This is a genomic window from Levilactobacillus fujinensis (genome assembly GCF_003946335.1).
In the GTDB taxonomy this organism is placed as follows: Bacteria; Bacillota; Bacilli; order Lactobacillales; family Lactobacillaceae; genus Levilactobacillus; species Levilactobacillus fujinensis.
In genome coordinates this window covers 25,617-44,268 of the sequence record NZ_RHNX01000016.1, presented here as the reverse complement: position 1 = coordinate 44,268, position 18,652 = coordinate 25,617, and the positions used below count along the sequence as shown (strand labels likewise).

General features: G+C 49.2%; 16 protein-coding genes. 15 read left to right on the top strand and 1 reads right to left on the bottom strand.

Going from position 1 to position 18,652, the window contains the following annotated elements; genetic code table 11:
- The first annotated feature begins 101 nt into the window (after window positions 1-101).
- The 15 genes from EKM89_RS07430 to EKM89_RS07360 all read left to right on the top strand — a co-directional run bounded on the left by EKM89_RS07430 (window position 102) and on the right by EKM89_RS07360 (window position 16,834).
- Entirely contained in the window at window positions 102-419 is a 318-nt protein-coding gene (locus EKM89_RS07430; RefSeq protein WP_125687194.1) for a PadR family transcriptional regulator, read from the top strand.
- The gene (locus EKM89_RS07425) at window positions 412-1,044 is read left to right on the top strand and encodes a DUF1700 domain-containing protein (protein WP_125687192.1); all 633 of its coding nucleotides are present in this window, start codon (window positions 412-414) and stop codon (window positions 1,042-1,044) included. Before EKM89_RS07430 ends, EKM89_RS07425 begins: the two co-directional genes overlap by 8 nt.
- Entirely contained in the window at window positions 1,041-2,006 is a 966-nt protein-coding gene (locus EKM89_RS07420; protein WP_125687190.1) for a DUF4097 family beta strand repeat-containing protein, read from the top strand. The genes EKM89_RS07425 and EKM89_RS07420 overlap by 4 nt, the downstream gene beginning before the upstream one ends.
- 139 nt (window positions 2,007-2,145) lie before the next feature.
- Complete coding sequence (locus tag EKM89_RS07415; RefSeq protein ID WP_125687188.1) at window positions 2,146-3,141, top strand: tRNA dihydrouridine synthase; 996 nt, start codon at window positions 2,146-2,148, stop codon at window positions 3,139-3,141.
- A gap of 439 nt (window positions 3,142-3,580) precedes the next feature.
- Window positions 3,581-3,880, top strand: coding sequence for a type II toxin-antitoxin system RelB/DinJ family antitoxin (locus tag EKM89_RS07410; RefSeq protein ID WP_164510538.1), 300 nt, complete (start codon window positions 3,581-3,583; stop codon window positions 3,878-3,880).
- Complete coding sequence (locus EKM89_RS07405; protein ID WP_125687184.1) at window positions 3,873-4,205, top strand: type II toxin-antitoxin system RelE/ParE family toxin; 333 nt, start codon at window positions 3,873-3,875, stop codon at window positions 4,203-4,205. Before EKM89_RS07410 ends, EKM89_RS07405 begins: the two co-directional genes overlap by 8 nt.
- 342 nt (window positions 4,206-4,547) lie before the next feature.
- On the top strand, window positions 4,548-5,747 hold the full coding sequence (gene fabV / locus EKM89_RS07400) for an enoyl-[acyl-carrier-protein] reductase FabV (protein WP_125687182.1): 1,200 nt from the start codon (window positions 4,548-4,550) through the stop codon (window positions 5,745-5,747).
- Window positions 5,748-5,932: 185 nt separating this feature from the next.
- Window positions 5,933-6,379, top strand: a complete 447-nt coding sequence (locus EKM89_RS07395; protein WP_125687180.1) for a flavodoxin domain-containing protein — start codon at window positions 5,933-5,935, stop codon at window positions 6,377-6,379.
- Between the two features lie 18 nt (window positions 6,380-6,397).
- Entirely contained in the window at window positions 6,398-6,916 is a 519-nt protein-coding gene (locus tag EKM89_RS07390) for a GNAT family N-acetyltransferase (protein ID WP_125687178.1), read from the top strand.
- 466 nt (window positions 6,917-7,382) lie between these two features.
- Entirely contained in the window at window positions 7,383-8,747 is a 1,365-nt protein-coding gene (locus EKM89_RS07385; protein ID WP_125687176.1) for an amino acid permease, read from the top strand.
- Window positions 8,748-9,349: 602 nt separating this feature from the next.
- The gene (locus EKM89_RS07380) at window positions 9,350-10,012 is read left to right on the top strand and encodes a hypothetical protein (RefSeq protein ID WP_125687174.1); all 663 of its coding nucleotides are present in this window, start codon (window positions 9,350-9,352) and stop codon (window positions 10,010-10,012) included.
- Window positions 10,013-10,249: 237 nt separating this feature from the next.
- On the top strand, window positions 10,250-10,903 hold the full coding sequence (locus tag EKM89_RS07375; protein ID WP_125687172.1) for a WxL domain-containing protein: 654 nt from the start codon (window positions 10,250-10,252) through the stop codon (window positions 10,901-10,903).
- Between the two features lie 82 nt (window positions 10,904-10,985).
- On the top strand, window positions 10,986-12,017 hold the full coding sequence (locus tag EKM89_RS07370) for a DUF916 and DUF3324 domain-containing protein (protein ID WP_125687170.1): 1,032 nt from the start codon (window positions 10,986-10,988) through the stop codon (window positions 12,015-12,017).
- Between the two features lie 159 nt (window positions 12,018-12,176).
- Window positions 12,177-14,303 carry a WxL domain-containing protein gene (locus EKM89_RS07365; protein WP_125687168.1) on the top strand — a complete coding sequence of 709 codons (2,127 nt, stop codon included), beginning with the start codon at window positions 12,177-12,179 and terminating at the stop codon, window positions 14,301-14,303.
- Between the two features lie 371 nt (window positions 14,304-14,674).
- Window positions 14,675-16,834 (top strand): WxL domain-containing protein, encoded by a 2,160-nt coding sequence (locus tag EKM89_RS07360; RefSeq protein ID WP_125687166.1) that lies wholly within the window; start codon window positions 14,675-14,677, stop codon window positions 16,832-16,834.
- Window positions 16,835-17,243: 409 nt separating this feature from the next.
- Here EKM89_RS07360 and EKM89_RS07355 read toward each other — a convergent pair whose 3' ends face one another.
- Complete coding sequence (locus EKM89_RS07355) at window positions 17,244-18,479, bottom strand: ArgE/DapE family deacylase (RefSeq protein ID WP_125687164.1); 1,236 nt, start codon at window positions 18,477-18,479, stop codon at window positions 17,244-17,246.
- Window positions 18,480-18,652 lie beyond the last annotated feature (173 nt).

The following is an 18,652-nucleotide window of genomic DNA, read 5'->3' as shown; positions in this document are numbered from 1 at the left end:
AAAGTTTGCGACCAAATTAAGTTGACAGATAGTCTTTTGCACGGTATATTATTGGTGAATTGATATTATATGCCATATAGTATAGCGGGGAGGCAAGTAAAATGGCCATTCAGGTTCCAACGGAGTTGTTGGACGGCAGTGTCTTGGGGTTACTCACCCAGGGCGACCATTACGGGTACACGTTGACACAGGCGGTGCGGCAGGTGATTCCCATTTCAGAATCGACCCTCTACCCGGTGTTGCGGCGGCTAAAGAAAAATGGTTGGCTAGAAACTTACGACGAACCGTTTCAGGGACGCAACCGGCGTTATTACCGGCTGACGGACAGTGGTCGTGAGCGACTCACGGAGATTCAAAGCGAGTGGGCTGACTTTAATCAAGCAATTACCAAGTTATTGGGAGGGAACGTAGATGAATGATTACATTCAGACCGTGCAAAAGCTACTGGGGCAGCTGACGACGGCCGAACAACAGGATGTCATCGCGTATTACCGGGAGTACTTACTGGACGCGGGCATTGAGACATACGAACAAGCCGTCGACGAACTGGGGACGCCACGGTCATTAGCGAGAAAGGTATTGGCCGACTATTCGATTCGCTCGAGCAGTCAGGAGAGCCAGTCCACCAAATCACGGTCGGACATACAAGCGACCAAGAATAATGTGAAGACGGTTTGGCTGATTATTTTGGCCTTATTATCGACGCCGGTGACGATTCCGATTTTACTGGTGATCGGTGCTTTGTTTATTGCCTTTGCAGCGGTAATTTTTAGTTTAATTGTCGCGGCCTTTGCGGTCTTTCTCAGCGTTATCGCCGTGGGAATCGTCGGTGTTGTCGTTGGGGTGACGACTCTTTTCCAAGCACCTTGGACCGGAATCTTCTACTTGGGCATGGGGTTAGCGGCGTTGGGGGGCAGCTGGCTTTGCTGGCTGATCGTGAAATGGTTCGGGAGTAAGGTCATCTGGGCATTGTCGTGGACGGCGAAGAAAATCTATGATCGCTTTATTCCACGGAGTCGCGCAGAACGGGGGCACAAACTATGAAGCGGAGTACGAAAATTTCAATTATTTTAGTTATCTTGGGGCTATTATTAATGGGCATCGGGTGGTGGAATCACGGGAATAAGAGCGTGCTGTGGTCCAATAACCCGCGGGGATTTCGGGTGATTCGTAGGGTACAGCAGAGTCATCGACCCGGTGCTTATCAACGAATCGTGGTCGACTCTAAGACCCCAGTCACCATCAAGGCTGGTAATAGTAACCGCGTGACCGTGAGCTATTTGGACAATATCAAGGGGCATCCGACCGCAACGGTAGCGAAGGGAACCCTCACGATTGAAGGGGGTAGTGCCACGACTCATTTGAGCGATATGGGTTTTTCCATGGGTGATAGCGGCTATACCAGTGGCGGTGTGCTAGTGACCGTGCCGCGGGATAAGAAGCTAACTGATATTACGGTAAAAAGGGGGAGCCATGCACTTTCACTGCGTAATCTGCAGGCAAAACGCATGACCATTGCCGGCAGCAAGGACATCAGTCTCATGAACGTACGTGTCGATAATCAGCTAAGTGTCAAGTCTAGCAACGGCGACGTCTGGGTGGATAGTGTCAAGGCCAAGCAACTTAGCATTGATGCCGAAAATGGGGACATTGGGGTCAGTGATAGTCACTTGACCGCCAATAATAATCAGATGGTCTCGGAGAATGGTGACGTGCGCGTCTCAGAAACGAAGCTCGGCGGCGGTCACGTCAGCTCATCTAATGGGGATATTCATTTACAAAATAATCGATTGGCCAAGACATTGACCGCTTACACCGATGAGGGGGATATATCCGCACACATCGCTAAATCGGCCGGCGTCAAAGCAATCGGTAAGGATGCGGACATGGATGACATTAAAGTCATGGGGAAATCGCGTCCCAGCGGTTATTGGCGACATCAAGATGCGAAGGCGCAATATAAATTGACGACTGCCGATGGCGATATTACCGTCAGCACAGATTAGGTTGCGTCACCTATATAAAGGAGCTGTCCGTTGGGGGCAACTCTTTTTTGCTGGTTTCGGCTGCGAAACGTGGTAGAATGTAGGAACTGCTTAAAACCGGATTAAACATCAAATTTAACGAGATCAAGGAGATTTTATCGTGTCTGACTCAGCTTACTGGCAAAACATTGCGGATCATGCGAAGACCGAAAACCGACCATTCTTTAGTTTGGCCCCCATGGAAGCCGTCACCAACGCTATTTTTCGGCGGGTCGTGGCCCGTGCTGCAGCCCCCGATGTCTTTTTCACCGAATTCACGAACGCCATCAGTGTGACCCATCCCAAGGCTAAATTTACCGTTCAGGGGCGGCTCTACGTGGCGCCTGAAGAGGCTCACATGCCAGTTGCCCAACTCTGGGGCAATGATGGCGATGCTTTTGCACGGGCTGCGGTGGTCGTCAAGGACCTCGGCTACGAAGCCATCGATTTGAACATGGGGTGCCCGGATGCCACGGTCATTAAAAACCATGGGGGAAGCGACCTCATTCGTAACTTCGACAGTGCCGCTGAAGTTATCGCCAGTGCCAAGACGGCTGGCCTACCGGTGAGTGTCAAGACACGGTTGGGGTACAGTCGATTGGATGAATGGCGCGACTGGCTGACCTTCCTGTTTCAACAGGACATTTCGTTACTGACGATTCATCTGCGGACCAAAAAGGAAATGAGTCGCGTGCCTGCTCACTTTGAGTTGATCGATGAGATCGTCAAGCTGCGAGATGAAATTGCGCCGAATACGCTGCTACAATTGAACGGTGATATTGAGAACTACCAGCAAGGCGTGCAGCTGGCCAAGGACCATCCGGGTGTCGATGGCATCATGATTGGGCGCGGCATCTTCACCAGTCCATTTGCCTTTGAAAAAGAACCGAGGGAACATAATATCAAGGAATTGTTGGGACTGCTGAACTATCAGCTCGATCTGTACGATGACTTCGAGAAGCGTTTCGACACGTCGCGTTTCCCTTCATTGAAACGATTCTTCAAAATTTACGTTCGCAACCAGCGCAACGCTGCTAGTCTCCGTAATGCAATGATGGAGACACACACGACGGATGAGGTCCGTAAGCTGTTAGCGGAATCGGAATTTACGGATTAGGGTTAGCGTGAAAATTTAAGGCTTCTAAAATGAAATTCGCCTAAAAAAATTCCAAGCAAATTATCAAAATGATCTTATTACCTTTATCGAATGTTATCAGTAAGATAAAGGTAATAAGATCATTTTCGATGGGATTGTTTATTGATGGCGCTGGGAAAAAGCAATGTCGACAGTAATAATATTAGGCAGTCTCTCAATTATATCATTAGGCCTGGGATATCTTCTTACAGTGAACCTTTTATCGGTACAACTTGAAATAGCAAAAAATGTTCGCAAATTGTAACGTATAAAGCAAAATAATCAATGACTTTTAGCTACAGCAAATGATTCCAGTTAGAACAAGGCTACGCGTAGCATTTAAAGTGATTTTACTGAAAGGAATGTCTGGGAGATGTTTAAATGTCATCAATAAAGCGACAAAATGAATGGAGGGATATTTGTGATCAATCCAAATCAGCAAGCTAAAGATCGCTTGACAATTCGAGTGAATCATCAACGTAAACAAGACGCCGATGCGATTGCAAAGGAAATGGGCACGGACTTACCTAACTTGGTCAATATTTTCATAGCTCAATTAGTCAAAGAAAGCGGTTTGCCATTTAAGCCGACCGCCAGCAGTGCTGTGTCAGAACTCAATGAAGCACTAGCTGATGTCAAGGCTGGCCGTGTTACGAAATTCAATAATGCTGATGAGCTTTTTTCACATCTACAAAAACTAGATGATTCAGTAAATGATTAAACGTTCACTTACTACTGCCCGCTTCGATCGTGCTTACAAGAAATTAGCCAAAAAGCACTATGATATGAAACGGCTAAAAACGGCTGTTAATACGATTTTAGCGGAAGATCATGAAACACTCGTGCATCAATTTGACTGGCACATGCTGACAGGCAATCTTGTGGGAATCAACGAAATTCATTTAGATAAGAGTTGGTTGCTCCTATACCAAATTATTCATGATGACGAACTCGTCTTACTTTTGCTTGACACAGGTGGGCATATGACATCTTGTAATGACATTCTAAACAGTAAAATTCAAGTTAAAGTGCTGCTAGGCGTCTGATTTTTAGACGGTGGCGGCACTTTTTTAAATGAAGTTTTTGTTATTAATAATTAGAACATCTACATTCGATTTTAATAATTAGAAATCACAATAGGAATGACAGAAGCCACGCTGCGTGAGCTTTTGCAATGCTGTGGCAAATAATGATTGTAGTGAGCTAGTAAAATTTGGTGAATGTTAGGCATACAACCCATGCCGTAGGAGGACGGGGGTAGTGGCAGCGCCTCGAGCAGTCGTAAGGCGAGTTCAGCCGACCTAGTTATTAATATTTCAATGAGCAAATCTGCTTGGACCGCCTAAGGAAAGTGGTATCTTATAAGGAACAGGAAGGGTGGGAACGTCATGGGGCAAGTGACGCTAACAGAAAAGATTGAGGGGAACGTGGCGCGGTCGGTCAATCCGCAAGGGCTACAGCGGATGATGCAGTCTCAGATCGCGGTCGTGCGAGAGAAGGGTCAATATACGGGTGCGAAGCGTGCTCTAATTCTGGGTGGGTCCGCCAGTTACGGCTTAGCCAGTCGCGTGACCGCTGCTTTTGGGCAAGGTGCTGCGACCGTTTCGGTGGGCTACGCGCGCCCACCCCAGGATAATTTCTTAGGTGCTGCTGGCTGGTGGAATCAGGTCTTCTTCAAGCAGGCCGCCGAAGCTGCTGGACTCGTCGCCAAGAACTTTAATGCCAATGCCTTTTTGCCCGCCACGAAGCGAGACGTTATCCATTATATCCAATCCGAGTTAGATGGGCCGATTGATCTCTTGGTTTATTCGATTGCGGCCCCGAAAAGGGTGAATCCATTTGACCCAAATGAAATCTGGCGGTCCGTCATTAAGCCTATTGGCAAGTCGGTCACTGATTTTACAGTAGACTTGGCGCACAATCAGTTGCTGACTACGACAACTGAAGCGGCCACGCCAAGCGAGATTACGGCTACCGAACACGTGATGGGTGGTGAAGATTGGGAGCTGTGGGTGCAGTCCTTACAGGCCGCTGGCGTGTTGGCACCGAACTGTAAAACGCTTCTTTTTTCCTATGAAGGTCCCGCAGCCATGGCGCCCATTTATCACGATGGTACCTTGGGGCGGGCCAAACGTGCAGCAGAGGCCAGTGCACGGCAGCTGCAAAAGCAATTGGTGCCTAGTGGCGGCGAGGCTTTGATCAGTGTCAACCGGTCCGTCACAACGAAAGCGTCCGTCGTAATTCCAGGTTTTTCACGCTACTGCACGGCGTTATATCAGGTTGAACAGGCGCTGGGCACCCATGAACGCGCCATTGATCAGCAGGATCGGCTATTCCGCGACATGGTTTACGGGAGTCGACGTGAGGTCGATACGCTAGGGCGATTGCGTCCAGATGCCATGGAACTCTCACCAGCCGTTCAGGAGCAGGTGGCCACGCTATTGCCGCAGATAACACCGGTTAATTTCACGGTGGATCTTCCAGGGTATCAACAATTTCGACGTGAATTTCGTCAACTAAGTGGGTTTGCTGTTCCCGGTGTGACCAATGAATTTGACGTAGAAAAGTTTGCTGACTTGGCATTCTAGTGGAATTCCAGTGAGTGGTGCAATGGCATCGTTTACACCCACCACGATCTCTCATGGGCCCGAAAATAAGTGATGTGAATTGCTAGGGAATTTCTGAAAAATAGTCTATAATACTTACCAGTTTACTATTGGCCGGTGCCGCCATTCGTGTCCCGGCTATTTTGTATCGAGGAGAAATTTAACTTATGATCCCATCAATTCAGATTATTTATGCCAGTCATACTGGTCGCAATCAAGCCATTGCTGGCCACTTGCAGGCGCAGTTGGCAGCTCGGGCACAAACGGTGATTACCGAGATTTCGCAAGCCGATGCAGTTGCCCTGCCCAGTGTTGACGCCGTGATTATTGCGTGCTACACCTATCACGACGGTGAGTTACCCGATGAAGCGCAAGATTTCTTTGCTGACCTGAAGGAAGTTGACCTGGAGCGGACCAAGTTTGCGGTGTTGGGGTCCAGTTCTAAGCAGCACCTGCATTTTGGTCGCGCAGTCGATTATTTGACCATCCAGTTAAATTCCAGTAATGGTGAACAGGTTGCCGATTCGGTCAAAATTGATCAGGATCCGGACGATGACGATTACCAACGCATCGATCAATTAGCGCAACGGGTATTAAAAAGTTTCGGAATTTAATAATGAGGTGACCACGACATGTATTTACGTAAAGCAAAAATCGAAGAATTAGACTTAGTTTGTGACATCATTGAAGATGGCAAACAACAACTGGCCGACGCTGGTATCGACCAATGGCAAAATGAGTACCCGAATCGCAACGTCATCAAGGGTGACATCGAAGACGGTCGGGCCGTTATTTATAATAGTGATGATCACGAAACATTAGGTGTGGCCGCGATTATTGAATCACCGGATCATGCGTACGACACGATGGACGGTGAATGGCTCTCAACGAGCGACAAGTATGTGACGGTCCACCGGGTCGCCATCTTCTCCCATCATCAGGGGAAGGGCTACGCGTCACAACTGTTCCGTGACCTGTTCGATTACATCGCAGAAAACCATCCCGATGCCGACAGCATCCGTATCGACACGCACCGGGACAATAAGAAGATGCAACACCTAATTGAGAAATTCGGTTTCCAAAAGGTCGGCGATTTAGTCGGTGTTTATCACCCCGCTGACGTTTGTTTTGTATATGAAAAGTTAGTCTAAAAAAATTGACCAATGACCGTTGCCGGCGTAGCGCTGGTAGCGGCCTTTTTGCTGCCCGGGTCAGTTTGAATAAAACGGGAAACTGCTGCATAATTAAAAGCAAGTTTTATCGTTTATAGGCATGGACTGATCAAGTTAGCTGATTTGAAATTTGCGAGCACAGGTGGGGTCTCGCCTCTCCAATCGCCAAAATATGGGTTGGCGGGGGACGACCCCAACTTGGTGCCTCGAAAACACCGAGGTTACAGGCGGGACTTTCAACCCTTAGCTGTCCGGTTGGAAACTAGTTAAGGTGAACAATTGGTCAGTGGTCTAAACAAAAAAAGATTGCGTTACGGCGCAGAACCAGATAAACTTGTTCTCATAAAGTTTTAATTTATGGGCTGTACGATTTGGCGTCGTCCTAGTCGTTCGGCCACCGACATTTTAAAAATATATTCACATAGAATAGAAAGAAGGAATTAGATTGCAAAGAAAACTAAGCGCACGCCAAATGCAAATGATTGCGTTGGGCGGTACGATTGGCGTTGGATTATTTATGGGGTCTGGTTCCACAATCAAGTGGACGGGGCCGTCCGTCCTTATCGCGTACATCATTTCTGGAATTTTCCTCTACTTAATTATGCGGGCCCTCGGGGAGATGCTTTACGTGCACCCCACGACCGGGTCATTTGCAACCTTTGCTTCCGAATACATGCATCCCGTTTTTGGTTACTTGACAGCCTGGAGTAATATTTTCCAGTTCATCGTGGTCGGGATGAGTGAAATGATTGCGTTAGGCGGCTACTTCCGTTTCTGGTGGCCCAATCTGCCGGACTGGATACCGGGGCTGGTTGCCATCACCTTTCTGTGTGTGGCCAATCTGATTTCAGTTAAAATGTTTGGGGAACTCGAATTCTGGTTTGCCCTGATCAAAGTGGTCACAATTGTCTTGATGATCATTGCCGGGTTGGGTGTGATTCTCTTTGGATTTGGGAATCACGGGAACGCGGTCGGCATCAGTAACCTTTGGACGCACGGTGGGTTCTTTACTGGTGGTGCCAAAGGATTTATCTACGCGTTGGCCATTGTGCTCGCGTCGTATCAAGGCATTGAGTTGATCGGGGTCACGGCTGGTGAAGCCGAGAACCCACAGCATACGCTGGTCACGGCGATTCGTTCGACGGTCGCCCGAATCTTGATTTTCTACGTGGGAGCCATTTTCGTGATTGTCTCCATTTACCCGTGGAATCAACTCAACCAGATTGGTTCGCCGTTCGTGCAGACGTTTGCTAAAATCGGGATTACCGCCGCGGCTTCCATCATTAACTTCGTGGTTATCACGGCCGCCCTTTCCGGATCAAACTCTGGAATCTACAGTGCCAGTCGGATGGCGTACACCTTGGCCGAGAAGAGCCAGTTGCCGAAAAAGGTGACGCTGCTCAACCGGCACGGGGTTCCGTTCTACTCGGTCATCGCGATTTCCATCGGTATTGGTATCGGGGTCGTCTTGAACGTGGTCTTGCCGATGTACTTCAAGGATGCCAGTCAGATCTTCGTCATGGTTTATAGCTCAAGTGTCTTGCCAGGGATGGTGCCCTGGTTCGTGATTCTAATCAGTGAAATCGAATTTCGTAAGCAAAATCCGCAGCACATGGCAAAACACCCCTTCAAGATGCCATTCGCACCGTGGTCCAACTACATTACACTGGTGTTTCTAACGATCACATTGATCTTTATGTTCTTGAATCCCGAAACGCGAATCTCCATTTTAGTTGGCGTCGTCTTTCTGATAATCATGACGCTCATTTACTTCAGAAAATATCACGCCCGTGAAACGGCAGAAAAATAAAGTGTTGGCCCTGCATAACTGATTTTGTCAGGGACTAATCGCAAATAAAGGGCCCCGTGGAAAGCATCTGCGGGCCCTTTTTGGTGGGGTAAAATGACAACTAGAGACGGACGAGGCTGACTGCTAAATTGTCTAGCTTATACCAACAGTGAATCGGTGCGCTTAAGTTGGTGTGGATGGAACACGTTCTGGCGGTTAGGTGAAGACAAAAATTCTTGTCATTTGAGTTACCCATGATGCTATTTTTTAATCGATTTGGCAGTGAAATCCGGACTGAATCAGTGTTTAGGTGCCGAATTCATTTTGATCGGTACGGCCAGGTAATGTCTGTTCGCAATGGCGTGTCGTGAATTGAGGATTCGCTTTTTGTAGCGTATATTGGAATAAAGAGTGGGACAAAAGGCGATTGGCTGGCAAGCATTAAGGCTGATAAACTGAAGGTTGAAAGGTCTGAAATGCCAATCATGACTGTTATTGTAACGATACGGAGACTAAAATTAGGCAACGTTGTTCAACCATCGCCTTACCGGCTACAGTGCGAAAATCTCGCGCGTGCCTTGCATTGAAAAGTGAAAATAAATCTAGAAATGGGGGACGAACCAATGAGTCGTCCAGGAAATTACGGAAAATCAAGTCGCTTAAAGCAACTACGGCAACTTAAACGGCGGAAGCAGCAGCAGGCCAACCGCACCATCGACTGGGACCAAGTTGAGGACTTTTTACTCGGTCGTTACCATCTGGTTCAGGGCAGTAAGCTACCGCCGTTAGTCGACGCCACGGTTCAACGCTTCTTTAGCGAATGGTTGCAAACGGCATTGGCGCAAGGTGAACAGCAGGTTCAGTGGGACATAGCTGCTATTACGGCGACGACGTTCAAAAGAATTGGCAACCAGGTGCCTTGGCAATTTTACGGCGTACTCCTTGGTCAAATTATGAACTGGCAACGGTTATTATTGCGTGAAGGACAGGTTGTCCCCTTATCAGTTCCCCGCCAAATCGTGAAGCCCCTGACGGCCACGGCATATGCCGGGTTAGTGGCCGATCAACTAGCCGTCAATTTACTAACCGTTATGGCAACACCCGTTACGCCGAAACAGCGTGAACAGTTGACCCACAGCTTCTTTGTGGGGGGACAAGTCCAGTGGAACGCAGTTGGTTCGTTGTTTTTACCGCTTGGTTTTAAAGTTTCACCAAGCGCCGATGATGCGACACATCAGTGGTTAAATGAATTGTTAGGCTTAACGGTGAGCGACTTTCACCACTAAAGGTCTAGGTACGAAAGGCTGGCGAAAAGCTGGCCTTTTTAGTTTATAGCGGTTATCATCTTCATTGAATCAAGCGTATGGACACTAAAAGATTAATTCGGTCAGATAGCCAGCGAACAATGTGGCTGGCATGGAACAATTCAGGTTGTAAGCTAGCGGGGGGCTTAGCCATTACCAAGGTTCCTCGTTTACTCTAATGCTGGTAATCACGATATTTGATTAGAGGAGTGAGTAAAAATGACTCGTAAGTTAAAAATCACGCTGTTTAGTGCCCTGGCCGTTTTAAGCCTTGGGACCGGCCTAACAGCTGCTGCACCAGTCTATGCAGCCACTACGGATACAAGTAGTACTAGCGCTAGCACGACTAGTAGCACGAGTTCATCCACGACGACACAGACAACGACAACGTCTGCTGAATTCGATACGGACCCTAACGCGACGATTTCGCTGGATTCGGCGCCAAACATTGGTTTTGGTAAGAACGTTACTCCTAACGGCAAGACTAATGGCAGTTATACAGCAATGACTGCCGATAATTCCGTTGAGGTTTCCAATCCTGGCTTAGCCAGTGGTTGGAACGTTCAGTTAAAGAACACACCATTTACGAATGCGGCGGGAGACACGTTAGGTGGTGCTCAGTTAACTTTAGGCACGCCGGAAGTTGCAGCGGCCAACACCGGTAACCCATCTACGGCACCCGTGGGAACTAATTCGCCGTTGAATGGCAACGGGACGTCACAGATTGTTCTGGCCGCCGCTGCTAAGGGCGGTCTGGGAGTCTGGAACTCTGAATATAGTTTGGGCAACATCAATTTGACAGTTCCCGCTGGGCAAGTTGGTGGGACGTATACGTCCACGCTGACCTGGCAGTTAAGTGACACGCCACAGTAATAGTGAGTTCTGAAGTGTGAAATAGTGTTGACGGTGCCATTTCGATGACACCGGTTTTTCTGGCGGTTGATAGGGGATGACAATGATGAAACGAGGATGGCAACTTTTACTCGCATTAAGTCTAGCCTTAGTCGGGTTGGTGGGTTGGCAATTACCAACGGCTCAAGCGGATAGCGTGGGGTACACAGTCAGAGCTGTGCTACCAAGTAATCAGGATGACAAACAGGTGAATTATTTTTCCCTGCGCGTGAAGCCACGTCAGACGCAGCAATTGGCGATCGTCATTACCAATACGAGCAATCGACAACAAAAGTACGTCGTGAGCATCAATCAATCCGTGACGAACGATAACGGGGTGATCGACTACAGTCAGGTGAAGCCCAAGTTGGATTCGTCATTAAAGGTGGGGACGAAAAACATCTTCGCTAAAGGGTCTGATCAAAAAGTAACCGTGGCGGCGAATACCCAGAAACGGGTGACGTTTACCTACACGATGCCCGCCAAAAAGTTACCGGGGATTATTTTAGGTGGGGTGTACGTGGAACAGGTTCCCGCGACAGCCAAACGTGCGACCGCGAAAATCATGATTCAAAATGCCTTCGCCTACGCCATTGGCTTGCGACTGCAAGAGAATAAACAGACCGTGTTACCTGATATGCGATTACATCAAGTCCAGGCGACACAGATCAACCGACGCAATTTTGTGACGGCTAACCTGCAAAATCCACAGCCAGGCATCATGCAGCATTTAACGGTCAATGCCAGAGTCACCAAGTTTGATACGACCAAAACCCTGATCCGGCAACAGCAAGCCAATATGGGCATGGCACCAAACAGTAACTTCAACTTTGGCATTCCGTGGGGGAACCAGACGCTTCCGGCTGGTCATTACACGCTGTATTTGTCAGCCAAGGCGGGATCTCAGACCTGGCAGTTTACCCGTAACTTTACGATTGCTGACCAGACCGTCAAGCGGCTAAACAAGACGGTCTTGGCACCTGCTAAACAACCAAATTACTGGTTGTATGCGGCGTTAGGCCTCTTAATTGCCGTTCTGATTGCCATCATTGTTTACCTGCTTTACCGGAACCGACACAATGACGATGAGGATTAGTGGTGACATATCGCTGCGACCGATTATGTGATGCTGTGGGAAAAATCAAGATTGTCTCTCATAACTTAGTGTAGTCGACTGGCGGCACTGATCACTGTGGTGTTTGTCACGGACTTAAAGTAAGAGCATTGAAGTCGTGTAACTGGGGAGGGATGACCCATGTTCAGACGATGGTTGGACGCTAGCTTGATTCTACTAGCCGTGGCCTGTGGTAGTGTTGGGGTCACGGCCCACGCAGACGATGATTATTCACACGCCTTAGCGACCGCGCCCCAGGGAATTTTACGTCACAAGACGACTGCCATCTTAGCGGTGGCACCGGCTAGTAAGAGCTCTGCTACCGTTGTGGATACGGATAATCCTGAAGCTCCGGGGACACAGGCTGCAGTGGTGACGAATGCACCAAATCAGTTTGGATCAATTTGGTCCACAAACGAAAACGACTTTGATTTAACGAAAAACGAAACGATGTCGATGTGGCTGTACTTTGGAAATCAGGGCACTGCGGCGGACAATGGTATGGCCTTCGTATTGCAAAATGATTCTCAAAGAACGCTTGCGATGCCTGCTTGGGGGAGTGACGGTATCAGCGCTGAGACGTTGGGTGTTTGGGGTGTGACTGCGGACCCGTTGCAGGATACGGCTGCCGGCATTGCCGCAACGGCGATTCAAAATAGCTGGGCACTGGAGTTTGACACAAACTTCAACGATGGTGCCGGTGGTCAAGCCAATGCGTTTGACGTGGGACAGCCGCCCGTTCACATTGCCTCGAACTATCCGGGCGACGCGGAAAGCTACGCGCGCGTCAAGGACACAACCTTCAGTTCTGATCCAAGTGCAGCGACTTTTCGGGTGCGACATAACGGTCTAATCAGTGAAGCGACCCAATCCAATTTCTTGGCCAATGGGTCGTGGCACCACTTAACGTTGAGCTGGAACGCCAGGGCAAGCACCATGACGTACACATTTAACGATAAGAATCCTGTAACTGAAGAAAGTACACCGGGTGTCAGCCGGACGGTTCGAATCGACTTGAACAAGGTTGATCCGAACCATACCGGTCGGGCACTTTGGGGATTTACTGGAGCCACGGATAATCGTTATGAAAACAATCTGGTCGTCTTAGAAAGTGCACCAGGACTGGTTAGTGCCAGTACTACGGCCAGTTTGACGGATCTTACACAGGATAAAAACGTCGATAACGACGACGATGTGCTGAGTCAAGATCGTGTTCGGCTAAACTATCAGTTGGACTATCAAGCTGGTCGGCAATCCTGGTCAGGCATCACGGGCCGCTTACGATTACCTACGGATATTGCTTATGATAAGTATGCCACGATTACGTACGCCAACGGAACCACGACACGCATCTCAACTCAGGATCTCACGAATGATAAGGTGACAGCTTACCTGAAAGATCCGCTGAGTGCGACAGATTCACATGCCACGTTAAGCTTGACGGGACGTGCGGTTGCGGTGGATTCGCTGAAGCACGTCGCTGCGACAACCAGTATCTTCGCGTCCAATGCGTTTGTTGGTACGGCGGAGACACCAACTTTTACTGTGACCCCCCACGTTAACCTTGATTTAGCCGTGACTAGTGCCAATCCATTAGTTTTAACGGATAAGTGGCAAACAACGGTCGCCGGAAAAATTGGTGGATTCACCAGTGCCAACGTGCCGCCAGCACTCAGCGTCACCGCAGAACTTAATGGGACTACGCTTCCAAAGGTAACCCCGCAAAGGGATGGCACATTTGCTCTGCCCTTGACTGCCAGCCAGCTACAGTCGGGAACAAACCTGCTCAAGTTGACCGCAACTTCGGCCGATGGTGACACTTCCAAAACGGTTACCGTGATGATCACGGTGACCGGCGAGCTGAAATTTGACACGGTTTCTAGCGAGGAGAGCTTTCAAATCAGTACTCTGACCGGTAACAGTCAACGTGTTGGTCGTTCCGGCGACTGGCAGTTGGTTGTTCAGGATACTCGGGGAACGGGTTCTCGCTGGACGTTAAACGCGCAAGCAACGCCGTTTACCACTAGTGACGGGCAGCAGTTGGCCGGGCAGCCGGTCTACGTAACCACGCACGGGTCAATTCCAATTGAGGCGACCCCTACGCCGGTTCTAACGCACGTTACGGACGATAGTGAAAATGACGGTCGCTTCGACGTGGCCGGAAGTTGGACAGCGAAGACCGGCATGTTGTTGGCGGTCAATAACGGTTCAGCAGTCGGTAACTATTCGGGAACGATTACCTGGACGCTTAGCGATGCGCCGAGTTAATCGCGAGGAAAATCGTTTGCAATGGCTTCATCGCTACATTAAAGAAGAGTCACGGTCGGTTGGGTCATCCCAGCGACCAAAAATTCAAACTGGATGCAGCGTTAACAAGTGTTCAGTCTACCGCGAGGTTATCCTCACAGCGGGCTGGACATTTTTTTGGTTAAAACCGCAACTTGTAAACTAGGTGGTTGACTGGAACGCTTATGGTTGTGAGATATAGTCTATGACGTCGCCAAGGTCATCCATGATAGTGGTTAGTCAGTCAGTTGCGAGTACTGCCACAGAGCTAGCGGCGACAATTTTAGAAAGCTTGCTGACCAGTACAGAAATGTTGAGACGCAAAATATGTAAAAAATAACGGGGGAATAATAATGGGATTCAGTCGATGGTTACGGGTGGGATTGAGCTTCATCGCAGTTAGTTTTGGCTTGGGAAGTTGGTGCGTGGGTCACGCTGCCGATGATTATTACGACGCGCTGGCTTCGGCACCTCAGGGAATTATCCTAGACAAGACGAATCCATTCGTAACCGTCGAAACGACCAATAAAAGTTCGGCTAACATCGTGGATGCCGATAACCCGGAAACGCCAGGAACTCAGGTGGCGATGTTAACGAATGGGTCTAATCAATTTGGCTCGATTTGGTCGACCGATACGGGCTACTTGCGGCTTGATCAAGACCAGACCTTCTCAATGTGGCTGTATTTGGGTGACCGGGATACGGATTCTGGTGATGGCATGGCTTTCGTTCTGCAAAATGATGGCCATGGTGTGGGGGCTATGCCATCTAGTCGGCGAAATCCGATTCCCGGCGAAACACTGGGCGTCTGGGGAGTGGATGATGACCCGAAGCAGGAAACATCTCAGGGAATTGCGGCCACAGCCATACAGCGGAGTTGGGCGTTAGAATTTGACACCAACTATAACGGTGTGTCTGGGGATGATGCGCCAGGAAAATCTTTGGCATTTGATAGTGGATATCCAGTGGTTCACGTGGCGTCAAACTATCCGGGGGAGGCGAGAACCTATCCGCAAAACGTGATCGATAATGGGTTCTGGCACGGCCTGCTGGGAGGCCAGCGGCGAGCTTACTTCTACAACATGGTGCATCGGGGGGTCATCCATAACGTCAATAAGCCCAACTTCTTAGCTAATGGGCAATGGCATCACGTCACAATCAATTATGAGAAGAATGGGACGTTGATTTACACGATTGATGATCGTGATCCACAGACGAATACCCGTCGGACAGGGATGAGTCAGACGATAGCACTGGATCATAAAATTGTTGATCCTGACGGTACGAAGAAGATTCGTTGGGGACTCACCGCAGCAACGGGGAGTTTGTATGAAAAGCACATGGTTATTTTTGAAAATATTCCGGGAATGATCGATGCTGATATTCAAACGTCTCTAACGGATCTGAATCGTCAGCGACCGGTCAACCCTGGTGGGCAGGTACTAAGTGGAAGTCGTTTACGACTCGATTACGATTTGACCTACCGCTCCGGACGCCAACCTTGGTCAGACATAGTAGCTAACCTGAAGATTCCAACGGATATTAACGTGGAAGAGGTGTCTATAACGACCAGCAATGGTCACAAAGAGCAGGTTTCCCTGGATAAGTTTACGGATGGGCAGCTTTCTTTGCCCTTGAAGAGTGAACTTAGTCAGGAAAAGAGTAAAGCGACGATTAGTATTTTGGGACAAGCTGCGACGGTCGCCGCGACAAGAACCGTTGACCCGGCGACCAGTATGTTTACGTCGTCAGGATTGGTCAACAGCGCGGATACACCTAAATTCATTATTAACCCTAACGTGGGATTACGGTTAAAAGTGACGAGTGATAACCCGCTCAAATTGAATTCAAAAGAAAATACGACGATTGAGGGAGAAGTACGGACGACGGGAGACGCGACTATTCTAGCAGGAAAACGGGTGGAACCGCGATTAAACAATCAAGTGTTGCGGTCGATTGCGGTTAATCCGCAAGGTAAGTTTGCCTTGCCAATCATGGCCAATCAGCTTGAACCCGGAACAAATCGATTGCTGTTAAAGGCAATCACAAACATGGGGGATGCATCGGAACCCGTAGAGGTATTGATTACGGTCGTGGGTGAACTAAAATTTGTTGAGGTCTCACAACAAGAAAAGTTTCAGTCGACCACGTTAACGGGTCAGCCCCAAGACGTGCGCCGAGCGGGAAACTGGCAATTGCGTATTCAGGATACGCGGGGGACGAATGAACATTGGACACTGACTGCACAGTCTGGGCCGTTTAAGACGGCTACGGGACAGGTACTGGCCGGTCAACTGGTTTACGCCGATCGCTATCAGCGAATTCCCATTGGTCAAGAAGCGACACCGGTGCTCACGCGAAAAACGGCCGACAATCAACCCTTCGATGTCGCCAATAGCTGGGATGCGGACAAAGGGCTCCTACTGGCACTTGGTGGTGGGGCGACGGTTGGCGAGTACCAAGGGACCATCACGTGGGGGCTAATGGATGCACCAGGATACGTGGGTAAATAGGCACGTCTGAAATAAGCTCATCCGGCCTTCAGAACAAAACTAAAGGTTGCAAGTCAAGATCTGCACATTGTGCTTGTAACGGTAGGGCTTGCCATCGCCAAACTAGTGGCACTGGCCGCACGCCGGATGCCAGGAATTCCGGTTGCTGTGGGAACGCCTGCAGCCCAAGGACGCCTGAAAGCCGCCAAGTCCAGGCGTCTTCCAGGGCGTCTCACGAGGTAAGCCGGGAAAAGCGCCGACTAACATCGTCGACGCGGCTAGGGACATCCCTATCCTCCTCCGGCGCTGTTCAGCAGTCGCAGTGTGTAATCTTTAGGAGAAAACAAATAGGCGTTGCAACGGGAGCAAGTCCCTTGCAACGCCTATTTGTGAAGCGTGAGTTGAAGGCGAACGGAAAAGAATACCGTGACTACTTCAACAGGTTAGTGATTAATTTTTCATAAATTGTGATGAACCGGTGGTACATGTCGAGGTCGACGTATTCGTTGACTTGGTGCGCCGTGATGTTACCGGGGCCGAAGACAATGACGTCGATGTCTGGATTAAATGCTAGGAATGAAGAAGCGTCGGTGCCACCAGGAACACCAATTAGGGGCAAGGCTTGTTGGAGCTCGACTTGGCCGATTTCCTTGGCAGCCTTAACCAATGGGGCGTTGTCCATGGTGTGCATGGGCCGTAAGTCACTGAGAATGTCCATGGTTAAGTCAGCGCCATCCGCGTTTAAATCAGCAATGATCTGCTTGATAGCGGCTGTGATGTCGGCGTTTGGTAGCTCGGGGATGGTCCGAATCTTGACGGAGAGGTCGGCACTGGCTGGCACCGTGTTGATCTGTTCGCCGCCTTTGATCATGGTCACGACTGGCGTAACTGGTCCAAGGACGGGGTTGCGGTAGTCCTTGATGGACGCAAAGTAGTCCTCTTCCTTTTGATAGAAGCGCATCAATGGTGTGATGGCGTTCTTGCCAATTTCTGGCATGGAACTGTGGGCAGCAATCCCCTTGGAGTGAATCGTGTACGTCAGGGAACCCTTGTGTGCCAATTCAATGAAGTGTTGTTCGTTAGTTTGATTAGCGTCAAAGAGCTTTTTAGCCCCAGCTTCGTCGCTTTGTAGCATGTATTGAATCTGCTTTTGCAGTAATAGTTGCTTGTGGACCCCACTTGGCTCGCCGACAATTAGTGTGTCGAGGTCGTCGGCGTAGCCCTTTTTGCCCAACTGTTGGGCGCCATACTGGCCATATTCTTCACCGACCGTGGCCATGAAACGCAACGTACCGTGTAGTGGCACATTTTGGTCCTTCAAATGAATCATGGCGAGTGCACCGGCCATCAAACCGGACTTCATATCAGATGTGCCCCGACCAATCATATTACCATCCACGACCGTTGCGGAGAGGGCGTCGACCTGCCATTTGGCGGCGTCACCCAGAGCCACAACATCTGAGTGGCCGTCGAAACCAACGACGGGACCGTTGCCGTCACCAATTTCGGCAACGAGGCTGACCCGGTTGGGGGCGTATTCAACGGCAGTGCTGTCAATGCCGTGTTGCTTAAAAAGATCGGCCAGATAGTCGGCAACTAATTTTTCGTTCCCATTAACTGTGTTTAATTTGACAATGTCACTCAGTGCTTGTACCACTTCGTCCATGTTAAGTCCCACCTTAATTTTAAATGTAAACTCCGATACTGTGACTAGTTAAGCAAAGTAATCGTTTGTTATCAACTTGATTACAGCACTTTTTGTGGGGCTGGTCAAGAATGCTGGTGCGTTTGGGTGGGAGAAATTACGATGTTAGTTCTGAATTTGGTATTGGCGGGAAA

Excerpts from the sequence above, each read along its gene's own strand:
- EKM89_RS07430 (WP_125687194.1), top strand. The coding sequence starts at position 102 with ATGGCCATTCAGGTTCCAACGGAGTTGTTGGACGGCAGTGTCTTGGGG.
- EKM89_RS07425 (WP_125687192.1), top strand. The coding sequence starts at position 412 with ATGAATGATTACATTCAGACCGTGCAAAAGCTACTGGGGCAGCTGACG.
- EKM89_RS07420 (WP_125687190.1), top strand. The coding sequence starts at position 1,041 with ATGAAGCGGAGTACGAAAATTTCAATTATTTTAGTTATCTTGGGGCTA.
- EKM89_RS07405 (WP_125687184.1), top strand. The coding sequence starts at position 3,873 with ATGATTAAACGTTCACTTACTACTGCCCGCTTCGATCGTGCTTACAAG.
- fabV (WP_125687182.1), top strand. The coding sequence starts at position 4,548 with ATGGGGCAAGTGACGCTAACAGAAAAGATTGAGGGGAACGTGGCGCGG.
- EKM89_RS07395 (WP_125687180.1), top strand. The coding sequence starts at position 5,933 with ATGATCCCATCAATTCAGATTATTTATGCCAGTCATACTGGTCGCAAT.
- EKM89_RS07390 (WP_125687178.1), top strand. The coding sequence starts at position 6,398 with ATGTATTTACGTAAAGCAAAAATCGAAGAATTAGACTTAGTTTGTGAC.
- EKM89_RS07380 (WP_125687174.1), top strand. The coding sequence starts at position 9,350 with ATGAGTCGTCCAGGAAATTACGGAAAATCAAGTCGCTTAAAGCAACTA.
- EKM89_RS07375 (WP_125687172.1), top strand. The coding sequence starts at position 10,250 with ATGACTCGTAAGTTAAAAATCACGCTGTTTAGTGCCCTGGCCGTTTTA.
- EKM89_RS07370 (WP_125687170.1), top strand. The coding sequence starts at position 10,986 with ATGATGAAACGAGGATGGCAACTTTTACTCGCATTAAGTCTAGCCTTA.
- EKM89_RS07365 (WP_125687168.1), top strand. The coding sequence starts at position 12,177 with ATGTTCAGACGATGGTTGGACGCTAGCTTGATTCTACTAGCCGTGGCC.
- EKM89_RS07360 (WP_125687166.1), top strand. The coding sequence starts at position 14,675 with ATGGGATTCAGTCGATGGTTACGGGTGGGATTGAGCTTCATCGCAGTT.
- EKM89_RS07355 (WP_125687164.1), bottom strand. The coding sequence starts at position 18,479 with ATGGACGAAGTGGTACAAGCACTGAGTGACATTGTCAAATTAAACACA.